General features: G+C 33.0%; 15 protein-coding genes. 5 read left to right on the plus strand and 10 right to left on the minus strand.

Annotation, left to right across the window (positions count from 1 at the left end):
• Positions 1-37 precede the first annotated feature (37 nt).
• From FS935_RS14655 to FS935_RS14685, 7 genes are all read right to left on the minus strand, one after another.
• On the minus strand, positions 38-520 hold the full coding sequence (locus FS935_RS14655) for a GNAT family N-acetyltransferase (protein WP_146949387.1): 483 nt from the start codon (positions 518-520) through the stop codon (positions 38-40).
• 185 nt (positions 521-705) lie between these two features.
• Positions 706-966 (minus strand): ATP-binding cassette domain-containing protein, encoded by a 261-nt coding sequence (locus FS935_RS14660; protein ID WP_146949388.1) that lies wholly within the window; start codon positions 964-966, stop codon positions 706-708.
• Positions 967-990: 24 nt separating this feature from the next.
• Positions 991-1,911 carry an ABC transporter permease gene (locus tag FS935_RS14665; RefSeq protein WP_146949389.1) on the minus strand — a complete coding sequence of 307 codons (921 nt, stop codon included), beginning with the start codon at positions 1,909-1,911 and terminating at the stop codon, positions 991-993.
• Positions 1,905-2,783: an ABC transporter ATP-binding protein gene (locus FS935_RS14670; protein WP_146949390.1), complete on the minus strand. Its 879-nt coding sequence runs from the start codon at positions 2,781-2,783 to the stop codon at positions 1,905-1,907. Before FS935_RS14670 ends, FS935_RS14665 begins: the two co-directional genes overlap by 7 nt.
• Entirely contained in the window at positions 2,749-3,165 is a 417-nt protein-coding gene (locus tag FS935_RS14675; protein ID WP_146949391.1) for a GntR family transcriptional regulator, read from the minus strand. Before FS935_RS14675 ends, FS935_RS14670 begins: the two co-directional genes overlap by 35 nt.
• Before the next feature lie 156 nt (positions 3,166-3,321).
• Positions 3,322-3,489 (minus strand): glycogen biosynthesis protein GlgD, encoded by a 168-nt coding sequence (locus FS935_RS14680; protein ID WP_146949392.1) that lies wholly within the window; start codon positions 3,487-3,489, stop codon positions 3,322-3,324.
• Positions 3,486-3,758: a YtzC family protein gene (locus tag FS935_RS14685; RefSeq protein WP_146949393.1), complete on the minus strand. Its 273-nt coding sequence runs from the start codon at positions 3,756-3,758 to the stop codon at positions 3,486-3,488. Before FS935_RS14685 ends, FS935_RS14680 begins: the two co-directional genes overlap by 4 nt.
• Positions 3,759-3,942: 184 nt before the next feature.
• Between FS935_RS14685 and mnmL the strand changes: the two genes are divergently transcribed.
• On the plus strand, positions 3,943-4,908 hold the full coding sequence (mnmL, locus tag FS935_RS14690; RefSeq protein WP_146949394.1) for a tRNA modification radical SAM protein MnmL/YtqA: 966 nt from the start codon (positions 3,943-3,945) through the stop codon (positions 4,906-4,908).
• On the plus strand, positions 4,905-5,477 hold the full coding sequence (gene mnmM, locus FS935_RS14695) for a tRNA 5-(aminomethyl)-2-thiouridylate-methyltransferase MnmM (protein WP_146949395.1): 573 nt from the start codon (positions 4,905-4,907) through the stop codon (positions 5,475-5,477). Before mnmL ends, mnmM begins: the two co-directional genes overlap by 4 nt.
• Before the next feature lie 110 nt (positions 5,478-5,587).
• Here the strand turns inward: mnmM and tbcS are convergent, their stop codons facing one another.
• Positions 5,588-6,667, minus strand: coding sequence for a tetraprenyl-beta-curcumene synthase (tbcS, locus tag FS935_RS14700; RefSeq protein WP_146949396.1), 1,080 nt, complete (start codon positions 6,665-6,667; stop codon positions 5,588-5,590).
• A gap of 36 nt (positions 6,668-6,703) precedes the next feature.
• Complete coding sequence (locus FS935_RS14705) at positions 6,704-7,519, minus strand: alpha/beta hydrolase (protein ID WP_146949397.1); 816 nt, start codon at positions 7,517-7,519, stop codon at positions 6,704-6,706.
• Between the two features lie 140 nt (positions 7,520-7,659).
• On the opposite strand from FS935_RS14705, the gene FS935_RS14710 reads away from it, so the two are divergent.
• The 3 genes from FS935_RS14710 to FS935_RS14720 all read left to right on the plus strand — a co-directional run bounded on the left by FS935_RS14710 (position 7,660) and on the right by FS935_RS14720 (position 10,417).
• Entirely contained in the window at positions 7,660-8,181 is a 522-nt protein-coding gene (locus FS935_RS14710) for a gamma carbonic anhydrase (RefSeq protein ID WP_146949398.1), read from the plus strand.
• 465 nt (positions 8,182-8,646) lie between these two features.
• Positions 8,647-9,201: a phosphatase PAP2 family protein gene (locus FS935_RS14715; protein ID WP_146949399.1), complete on the plus strand. Its 555-nt coding sequence runs from the start codon at positions 8,647-8,649 to the stop codon at positions 9,199-9,201.
• A gap of 73 nt (positions 9,202-9,274) precedes the next feature.
• Positions 9,275-10,417, plus strand: coding sequence for a glycosyltransferase family 4 protein (locus FS935_RS14720; protein WP_146949400.1), 1,143 nt, complete (start codon positions 9,275-9,277; stop codon positions 10,415-10,417).
• Positions 10,418-11,060: 643 nt separating this feature from the next.
• Here the strand turns inward: FS935_RS14720 and FS935_RS14725 are convergent.
• Positions 11,061-11,867: an RDD family protein gene (locus FS935_RS14725; protein ID WP_146949401.1), complete on the minus strand. Its 807-nt coding sequence runs from the start codon at positions 11,865-11,867 to the stop codon at positions 11,061-11,063.
• Positions 11,868-11,959: the final 92 nt, after the last annotated feature.

Genomic DNA, 11,959 nt, shown 5'->3' on the forward strand with positions numbered 1-11,959 from the left:
TGTGAATTTACCGACTTTTCAACGCTGTATTTACTTACTATTCTACTAATTTGTACATAAGCAGATCATCAACAAATTCACCATCAATTAGAAACTCTTTTACTAATCTTCCTTGTTCAATAAAACCGCATTTTTTATAAAAATCTATTGCTCCTTCATTTGATGAAAGAACACGAAGTGCCAATTTGTGAATGTTTTTATCCTTTGCCATTTTCATTAATTCATCAAGCAGCTTGCTACCGATTCCTTTTCCTTGATAATGTTGATCAACAGCAATATCTATTTCTAGCACATGCTGATTTGTTTTCAATGGTGTTGGATAATGGAATCCTAAATAGCCAACAACTCTTTCTTCTAAAATAGCTACAAGCTGACTTCCCTCAGGGTTTTTCTCACTAAATTCATTAAGAGAATCCCATTTTATAATTGTAGGTGTTGTTTTCATATTCCAAACTTTATGGTCTATATCTATTAATTGTTCAAAGTCACTTTCTTTAGAAAATCTAATTTTGATTGTCATGTTGATTCCTCTTTTTAATTTAATTATCTAAAAAATAGAGATCGTTAGCAACGATAAAAAAAATTAAAACCCTTTACTAAAGAAAAATGACGATCAGACCAAATTACTTTTCGATTTGGTTTGATTGTCATTTTTATATTAAGTATGTTTTTCTAACGATTGCCTAAGCAATGACCAACATACCTTTACATCTCTCTTCTTAAAGCATTCTTTTCATTAAATTCTGTAACATTTGTATCATGGATCAAAATATCACCTGATGTAGGCGATATATAGCCTGAAAGTAAATTTAGCAAAGTTGATTTACCTGAGCCACTTCTTCCTACTATTGAAGCAATTTCTCCTTTATTAATTTTCAGAGAAGTATTCTTCAAAACAGGGATTTCTTTTTCACTGCCTTTTTTACCAACCTTAAACGAATGGCTTAGCTGATGAACCTCGATCATATTTTCTCCTCCAATTAACTTTTGCTATTTTTTCTTTTTAAATATGAGATAATAACTAACAATAAACCCGATAAATGCCCCAATTCCTCCGCCGATCAAATAACCTACCATTCGTTCATCTGTTAAATAACCAAACGCACTAAAGCCTATAACCCCTATAAAAATGACAATAATTTGCACAGGTCTGTTCATTGATTTCCATGTAAAAAAAGCTCCGGTCCGTTCTATCGGGTGTTTTATGAAAGCAAAATAACCAACGATAAGAAATAAACATGCTAAAAGAAATGGTATGTATAGCTCTGAATAACGAGCAGAATCAAAAGATAGATAAGATACTGGAGATATGCTATACACATTCTTTAACTTATCATCAAGAGGTATTTCGAGATTAAAAAGTATATCTAGCTGAATAATAGTTAGCAAAACTAATAATAGAGGAAGAATGCTTACCGAAATTGTTACTAATCCTTGAGCAAAAGCTGTACCAGTAAATGCTCCCGCCGAAATCGTGATCGCATAAAATAGTAACATAGCTCCTAAACCATCTAAGTAGTATTCTACAAAATAAGTAGTTTGCATTTCATTTAACCGAAGGATAAGCCCGGTTAAAGTAAAAGAAAGTAACCAACCTATTAAAATAACACTTAAACCTAAAAAACATTTCGTCAAATAAATTTGAGCTCTTGAATATGGTAGTGAACAAGTAAACTCCAATATGCCATTGCTTCGTTCACTGCCAATTTGAACAAGAGCTAATGCTATGATTAACACGATGAAAATAAACGTTACTTCCATATATAGAAAATCAACAAATTCATAGCTATGATAATTCACATGTTGAGACCAAATATTTAAAGGTGTGAAAAAGGATAGAATCAAAAAAGTAATAAGTAATTGAATCCAATTTCTCCTCATTTCCACTTTCATCAATTCCACCGCTACCATCTTCTCTTTCCTCCAAACTTTGCAATAAATACTTCCTCTAAAGAAACGGAAAGTTCATTCCAAATTCTTGGTGCAAGAAGGTTTAAAAATTCATGACTATCCTCATCATCACGTTTTAGTATGACTGTGTAGAATACACCAGTTGATTCTAAAATTGGGATCCCTCTTTTTCTAATCTTTAATTCAACATCATTGTCATATGCAAGTTGAACCTTAACATAATCATCCTTCAAGTCTTCAACTTCTATCACTTCAGATAACTGATTGTCTTCTAAAAAGGCAATCCGATTACAGATTCGTTCAATATCTTCTAATCGATGAGATGTTATTAAAATTGTTGTTCCTTTATTAGCCACTTCATCAATCATTAATTGAAGTAAGTCATGTCTTGTAACGGCATCAATTCCATCAGTTGGTTCATCTAGCATAATAACAGCTGGTCTGATGGAAAATGATAAAATCAAAGATAATTGCTTTTTTAAGCCTGTTGATAATTCTCTGTATTTTTTATTTTCTGGTAAATCATAACGATTTACTAATTCGTTAGCATAGGTCACATCAAAATCAGGATAAATGGTACGTAACAACCTCACTAATTGTTTATATGTATAGCGATCAAATGCTGGATTTTGCACGGGCATATAAACCACATTACGTTTTATTAGTGGATGATCTATAATCGATATATCTTCAAATAAAATTTCACCCTGGTCTACATTCAAGATCTGTTGGATACATCGTAGTAATGTTGTTTTTCCAGATCCATTACGTCCTAGTAAACCAAAAATTTCACCAGACTTTAATTTTAAATTGATATCTTTTACGACTTCAATATTGTCAATTTTTTTCGTGAGATTCTTTATTTCGAGCATGGGATTCTCCCCCTACTTCTTTCTTAATTTCATCAATCCATTCATGAATATGGTTAAAATCAATACCCGCATAAAATGCATCGATAATCAAAGGCTTTAATTGTTCCTTTATCACTTCCATCTTCCTTTCATCTAATGATACTCTTGCATTTTCGGAAACATATGTCCCTCGTCCTCGTAAAGTTTCAATAATGCCTTGTCTTTCTAATTCCTTATAAGCCTTACTAACAGTATTTGGATTAGCAATAATCATCGTTGATAATTCCCGGACTGATGGTAGCTTGTCACCAGATTTTAATAACCCTTTAAAACAAAGCTCTTTCATTTGTTGAATGATTTGTTCATAAATGGGAGTAGAACTTCTCGGATCTATTTGTATGATCGTTTCTCCCTTCTTTCTCTCAAGTTAAAATTGAACTAAGTGTATTATATAATGTAGTACACATAGTACGATAATATGTTGGTAACTATTTGTCAATAAGTATTTTATGTAGAAGAGTTAACACGAAAAAAGGACCATAGAAGGTCCTTTTTCATGTTATTCCATTTCAACTCTTTGCTTTGATTTTATTGGTTGACCTTTTTTGGCATTTTTAACCTTTGTTTCTTTTATAGGATCAAAATCTTGACCAACCTCTAAGTCTTTATTATTGATTCCATTTTTCGTTTTTTGCTCAGGGTTATTTTGCTTGGAACGTTTTTTCATCGTTCAGTATCCCCCTTCAATATCATTTCATTTTGCACTTGCTGTAATTGTAATCTCATGCGATAAAGCTGATCTTGTTGTTGATCATTCGCACTTAAAGAAAGGTGGTTAATATCATTTACCGCATCTTCTAATTGTTGAAGAGCTTTTGTATATTCTGTCTCATTATAATGTTCTTGCTTCATACCTGTTTTATATTGATCACGAGCGTAATCAAGGGCGTCTGTACATCTTTGCAAATATTCGTCAACGGATTGTCTTGTTGCCATCTTTATCTCCTCCAAACGATATGAAGTTAATGAAAGCTTCATCATATTTTATTATGAACAGTACTCTTAAAAACTTGTGTTTTAAATAATGGTAACAATCCAAATGTCTATTTTTTTAAAAGGCATCATGATAAGATATTTAGATGAAATATTCATGAGCGATACGAAAAAGGAGGGATTTGCTATGAATCAAGCTTCTCCGTTTGCTTTTGCAACTGATAATAAACGATACCATACATGGAATTATCATTTACGACAGCATTTTGGACATAAAGTATTTAAAGTGGCTTTAGACGGTGGATTTGATTGTCCTAATCGAGATGGCACAGTTGCACATGGTGGCTGTACTTTTTGTAGTGCAGCTGGATCTGGTGATTTTGCAGGTAATCGAGCTGATGATTTAGTGACTCAATTTAATGAAATTAAAAATAAAATGCATCATAAATGGAAAGATGGTAAGTATATGGCCTACTTTCAAGCCTATACAAATACACACGCTCCAGTAGAGGTTTTAAGAGAAAAGTTTGAATCGGTATTAAATCAAGAAGGTGTTGTAGGTATTTCAATAGCAACACGACCAGATTGTTTACCAGATGATGTGATTGAATATTTAGCTGAGTTAAACGAACGAACTTATTTATGGGTTGAGCTAGGCTTACAAACTGTCCATGAACGAACTGCGCTTTTAATCAATCGAGCACATGACTTTCAATGCTATATAGAAGGTGTCAATAAGCTAAGAAAACATGGAATTCGAATTTGTTCCCATATTATTAACGGTTTACCATTAGAAAATAATGAAATGATGATGGAAACAGCAAAAGCTGTTTCACAACTTGATGTTCAAGGAATAAAGATCCATTTATTGCATTTATTAAAAGGAACTCCAATGGTTAAACAATATGAAAAAGGCAAATTAGAGTTTTTATCACAAGAAGATTATGTAAATCTTGTATGTGATCAACTAGAAATTATTCCACCAGAAATGATTGTCCATCGTATTACAGGTGATGGTCCCATTGATTTAATGATTGGACCGATGTGGAGTGTTAATAAATGGGATGTTTTAAATTCAATTGATGCTGAATTAAAAAGACGTAACAGCTTCCAAGGAAAATATTATATACAATCTGAGGGAAGCATAATATGAAGCTACAGAGAATATTACCGTTTGCAAAACAGCTATTACAAAATTCCATTAATACTGGGGATATTGTTGTAGATGCAACTGTAGGAAATGGTCATGACACTGTTTTTTTAGCGAAAACAGTAGGCGAAAAAGGACATGTTTATGGATTTGACATACAAAAGCAGGCTATTATTAATGCGATTGAACGGCTAAAAACTGAGAAGCTAAAAGAACGTGTGACTCTTGTACAACAAGGACATGAAACAGTTACGTCAGTTATTCCTCACCATCTTGCTGGCGAAGTCTCGGGAGCAATCTTCAACCTTGGATATTTACCAGGTGGTGACCCCTCAATTGTTACTTTACCTGATACAACAAAATCAGCTATTGAGCAGTTATTAAAGCTTATGAAGCGAGAGGGCATCATTGTTATCGTGATCTATCATGGTCATACTGAAGGAAAACTAGAACGAGATGAATTGATGAATTACGTCACTTCAATTGATCCACAAGTTGCGCATGTTATTCAATATCAATTTTTAAACAAACAGAATAACCCACCATATATCGTTGCCATAGAAAAATGTTAATCATGTAACAAAAAATCCCCCTAAAAATTAGATCACTCTAACTTTTAGGGGTGTAAAGATAAAACCTTTTTAAATTTTCTCATCAAACACAAACTAAATTTTAAAAACTATTAAGAGCTTTTTTTCCAATTCAACTTTTGAAATGCTCTATAGGCTCTTCCATTAAAATAAAAGAAATAAGTAGTCATTCCACCAAGTCTAATTAGCTTTTTAGCAAGTTTATTACGATCCTTATGTGTAGCTACTTTATCGTCAGATAAATAAACACCCAATAATCCTCGGTTAATCAATTTGTGGAAATTTTCATGTGGTATCCCCTTTAAGTGGTCATCGGCTTTTTCCACGAAGTACTCTAGCCTTTTCATCATAGAAGATTCAGAGGAATAATAACTGCAGAAATTCAAGTCACCACCTAACTCATCCTCATCTTGATCAATTAAATAATCCAGTAAAATATGTAATCCCTGAATATATGGGAAATAGCTATTCCTAATTTGCAAGGCCTGCTTTTCTTCAAAATCACCCTGGAAAGCATACGCAACTAAACAGAATATACCTAATGTTGAACCAGTACATGCTGAGAATTCATACCATTCCATGTCAGGAAGATTTGATTTATGTTTTTGAAACCAATTTTCGAGTCTTGGTACACGTTCTTCTTTTTTCACATGTTTATGTACTTGAAGATCACAATAATAACCAGATAATTCAATAAGGTGCTTAGCAATGATAGGATAATGCTGTAAATCAGCTAAAACATTTTGACAAGTTTGAACAAGACTGTGTAAATACCCACCATCATCTTGATCTTCTCTGTATTGGTAATAATTTTTACAAGGGGCTCCGCAGGTTAAAGCATCAAGCATAGATTGATGCAGCATTCTGAAATCCTCTGGATCCAAGGATGTACTTCGATCACATAAGTTATCTAAATAATCACTTATCGTTTGATAAGCAACAATAAATTCAATACATTGCTGTTTATGTGTACCAGAGATAATTGCTAATATTCCTCCACCCTCACAGTGAAATTCTTTTTCATTTATACTATTGATTGCTTGAGTTCTTAACTCTTTATTAGGAATTTTTTCTGCATATTCTCGCCAATGGCCAATGTAAAAATGAACAATTGGAAAAATTTCACGATACACTTTCGTCATTAATCTTAATGGATGCTGCGGTACTGTCAAAGGGGGTGTCACCTCTTATTTATAAATTTTTATATTTTAAGTATCAGATTGATCATTTGGTCTATCATTCAAGCAATGAGTATCGAAGAAGTTCTTCGCTCTCTCAAATACCTGTTCGCGTTCTGGCTCACTAAAAATTTCATGATACAAGCCTTCCCATTCTTTATAGCTTTTGTCAAGAAGATCAACTTTGTTAAACCACTCTTTTACAAGTGACTTATCAACAATTTTATCCGCTCCTCCTTGCATAAGTAGCAAAGGAACTTTCTGGAATTTATCGACCTGCTTTTGTGCCTCTTCCATTGCATGTATCAGTTCACGATACCATCTAACTGAAACCTTTGTCACATATAAAGAATCATTTTCATCATTATCTTGCACAGATTTATTCCTCGTTGCAATTGAAACATTTAAATTTGACTCAACCTTAAAAGAGGGTGCAATAATATTTAACCCTCTTGATGCAAGTTCCAATGCTTTATTTGGCTTATATAAGATCCCTAAACAAGGTGAAGATAATATTACGGCTTTTACTTCCTGATGTTTTTCCTGTAAAGAACGAATAACAACTAAACCACCCATACTATGTCCTATTAAAAATAAAGGCAGATTGTACTTTTTTGATTCTTTAATCCATTCATTAACCTCTATAATGTATTCGTCAAAGGATTGAATATGTCCTCTTCTTCTCGTAGATGTTCCTTGACCTGGTAAATCGCCCATAATGACATGGTAACCAGCTAATCTCCACATTTCAACAAGCCATTTATAACGACCATGATGTTCAGCAGCTCCATGAACAATGACGATTACACCCTTAGCTATCTCTACTTCAGCTTCCCATTTCCACATTTTTGCTGCCTCCTATTCAATAACCTGAAAATAAGTCTGATTCATTTTACCAATCGCTCCTATTAAGTTTTATAGAGCCTTTGTTATAATAAAAATAATGATAAAGAGTATATTATTCCCATAAGAAAGGACGAACAAACATGATTTATCCTTACAAAGATAAAAGCCCAAAAATATCAGATTCAGCTTTTATTGCTGATTATGTAACGATCACTGGAGATGTTGTTATTGGTGATGAAACAAGCATATGGTTTCAATCAGTGATAAGAGGTGATGTAGCACCTACAATTATTGGTGATCGAGTGAATATTCAAGATCTGTGTTGCTTACATCAAAGTCCCAATAAACCACTTATTATTGAAAATGATGTGACTATTGGTCATAGTGTAATCTTACACAGTTCAATTATTCGTGAAAAGGCTTTGATCGGTATGGGTTCTATTATTTTAGACGGAGCAGAAATTGGAGAAGGAGCCTTTATTGGAGCAGGCAGTCTTGTTCCGCCAGGTAAAAAGATTCCTCCCAACTCACTAGCACTAGGAAGACCTGCAAAAGTTGTTAGAACTTTAACAATTGATGATTTACATGACATGGATCGTATTCGTCAAGAATATGTTGAAAAAGGGAAGTATTACAAATCTCTTCAGAAAACAACGAAGTAATAATTAACATGGCAATTGGTTAATCCAATTGCCTTTCGTTTACTAAATTGTACTAATCACCACACCAATAATGGTACCACCCTCTGAATGAACATACACGTTATTTCCATGATTGTTTATGAAATTGTCATAAACTCTCCTTCTCAATCTATTCACAAATCTCTATATAACTTTCTTCAAATAGTCATAATTATAGAAAGACTACTAAATTCTTTAATGGTCTGTTAATTTTTTTGAATACCGAATAAAACTCCTAATGTCCAATTATCGATCTAGGAGTTACATTCCCATTGTGCGTAGTGATTGATGTGAATGATTATATTAAACACAGGGTAACCTTTTATTTAAATAACATTAACTTTGTGAAAATTATGTGAAGGAATATTTTACAATTTCTTATTATTAACTAAATATTTCTGAACTAAAATAGTATAAGAGAGGTTAACTAAAGGAGTGTCTAAATCAATGAAAACAAAGCTTATCTCCAACATGTATGATTTTGAATGCAAGCTTTTTCGAAGTGTAAATCAATTGTATGACCAAAAGCTATTGAATTTCTATTTTCGCAATATAACACATCTTGGAGGCGCCATTGCCACAATAGCCATCACTTTGAGCATCATTATTTTCTCTAGAGGTCATATTCAAGCAACAGCTATTGCAAGTGCAACAGCACTACTTATTAGTCATCTTCCTGTTGCATTGGTTAAAAAGCTCTATCCGCGTAAAAGACCTTATATCTCACTTATTGAAACAAAGGTCCCAGCTAATCCATTAGAGGATCATTCTTTTCCATCAGGCCATACGACGGCGATTTTTTCGGTTATTATACCCTTTATCTTATATATGCCTCAATTGACTATGATATTAATTCCTCTTGGAGTAAGCATAGGCTTATCAAGAATGTATTTAGGACTTCATTACCCTTCAGATGTTTTAGCTGGATGTTTACTTGGAAGCTCTTCAGGCTTTCTAACATACACTATACTAACTGAATTATTCTATACTGCTCCAATATGAGTGAACTGCTCTAAATAACCATTAGTCATATTTGCAAATACGATTCACTTATAAGTGTAACCGGGGGGATTCGATGAAAATAGCTATTTTCACAGATACTTTTGCACCTGATGTTAATGGAGTTGCACGTACATTAAAACGACTTACTGACTACTTAGAAAAAAACAATTATGAATTTCGAGTTTTTGCACCTGAAAGTACAAAAGAATCAATGTTTTCAAGTCATATTCATCGTTTCACAAGCTTACCTTTTTTTTTATATCCAGAATGTAGGCTGGCATTACCAAATATGCTACAAGTCAAAGCAGAGCTACAAAGCTTCAGGCCTGATTTAATTCATGTCGCAACACCTTTTAATATTGGAGTATGTGGTTTACATTACGCTAAAAAATTAAATATCCCTATTGTTGGATCTTATCACACTGATTTTGATCAATACCTTGAATATTATGATCTTCAATTTTTATCAAAAGTTTTATGGAAATATATGCATTGGTTTCATAAACCACATCGCAAAATCTTTGTTCCCTCTAATGAAACGTTAGAGCAATTAAAGAGAAAAGGCTTTTCTAAACTACGTATATGGGGTAGAGGTGTAGACTGCAATTTATTTCATCCGAATTATTCCCATAATGAAGTTCGCCATAACTATAAGATTAAAGAAAAGTTTGTTTTAACATATGTAGGAAGATTAGCTCCGGAGAAAGATATTGATACACTAATGAATATCACAAATCAGCTTCCTGATTCAATTAAAAATGATGTACATTGGTTAATTGTAGGAGATGGTCCATCAAAAGAGGAGATGAAGAAAAAAGCACCAAATAACATGACTTTTGCAGGGTATTTGAAAGGTACTGAGCTGGCAAAAATATATGCATCCTCAGATTTGTTTATTTTTCCTTCTCCAACAGAAACATTCGGAAATGTCGTACTAGAAGCATTAGCATCTGGAACACCTGTAATAGCATCTAATTCTGGCGGAGTTAAAAATATTATCCAACACGAAAAAACCGGCTACCTTTGCGAACCTAAAAATGTCACAGAATTCCAAGAACGTATTTCAGAATTACTACTAAACAAAGCACTACGAGAAAATATGAAAAAAGAAGCCCGACAATACGCATTAACTCAAACATGGGACCATATTTTCGAAGAATTGCTAAAAGAATATGAAGACGCAATAACAGAAAAAGATCAGTTTAGATATGCTTAAATACCTCATGAAATCATTACATTAATCGGGGACAAATAATCACTGCAAAAAGTAAATTACAAAGATACAAGCGTGAATTCACGTACGAATTCACGCTTGTTATTTTTTCGATAAATTAACCGGACTGGATTGGATTGAGGATTGGATAAAAACTTGCAAACAAACTTATGGTGACAATATTTTTTATTGACAATAGAGCTAGGAGAATGATTTAAAAGTATGAAATCAACATATACAATTATTAGAATATTTAACAGGATTGGGACGTCTGGTTGAATGTGAGTAGATCATTTTTTGCAGGGATCCATTATATGTTTAATAAGAAAATCTGAAAAAACAAGTGAATTAATCACAATGATTCACCTTTTTTTAAACACCCCAATAACTTAGTTATTGAAGTTATTGGAGTTTGTTGTTTATAGTGAAATGGAGCGGAAGACACTTGACTCCTGCGGGTGCAGAAAAAAGGTCAAGACCCCACAGGCGAAGCCGAGGAGGCTTGACTTCCTCCCCGCGGAAAGCAAGTGTCTGCAGCGAAATGTAACGAACCAGTTACTACTAACAAATAAATTCAGAAGCAACAAAGTCAAAAAGCATTTTTTTCAGCAAAAGAACAATACCCCAAAGTGCATTGTCCCAAAAATCACAACTCAAATTCCCACTCATCCTTTAAAATCAAATAAAGAATCAATAAGTTATTTTCAACTTCTTCATTTGTTTTCCCAATAACATCCATACCAATTTTGGGAAACACAATATTTCCAATTCTCTCTGTTAATTGCATCTTTTCATCTACTGGTAATTGCAAAATACGATTACTATAAACCTTGAGCAATTCCCATTCCTTTGATGTTAACGATTTTAATGCCCATTCCTCAATCACAAGATCTTCTTTTCTCAGACCCTTCCTAGCAATTTCCTTCTCAATTGGTGAAAGCTTCTTACTATTTTTAGCTTTTCTTTCATGAATAACAATTGTACCCGCAACTATATCTCCAACTCTTTTATGTTTTGAGTGAAAGAAAATCATAATCATTCCCAATAAATAATTTGCTGGTAGGGTATCAATTATTCTTAATAAATTTCTAATAAAACTAGATAATAAAGTTAAGCTATGTCCATTATCCTGAATAACACGTATTCCTATCATTTTCTTACCTAATGTTTTTCCACCATAAAAGAACTCAAGCGCAAAAAAGTAGCCCCAATTTAAAACGAAAAGAACAATGATGGTAATGGCAAATGGATAGGAATAGAATTCATACATAAAAATAAACTCAACAGGCATATCGTACATCAGGATAAATGTTCCAATCAGTATCAACACACTAACGATCGTTAAAATAAGATGATCAATTAGTAGTGCTGCCGTCCTACTTCCTAACCCGGCAGGTTGAAATTTTAATGAAACATATTCAGGTGTTTTTATATCAACATGTTGCTGCAACATACTCACTACTTTCTTGGATATTTTTCCCTAATATGGTTTCTATTTTTCTATAATATCACTATAATTAAATAGGTAAAGTGATATATACATAT

It is taken from the genome of Metabacillus litoralis, assembly GCF_007994985.1.
Taxonomy (GTDB): domain Bacteria; phylum Bacillota; class Bacilli; order Bacillales; family Bacillaceae; genus Metabacillus; species Metabacillus litoralis.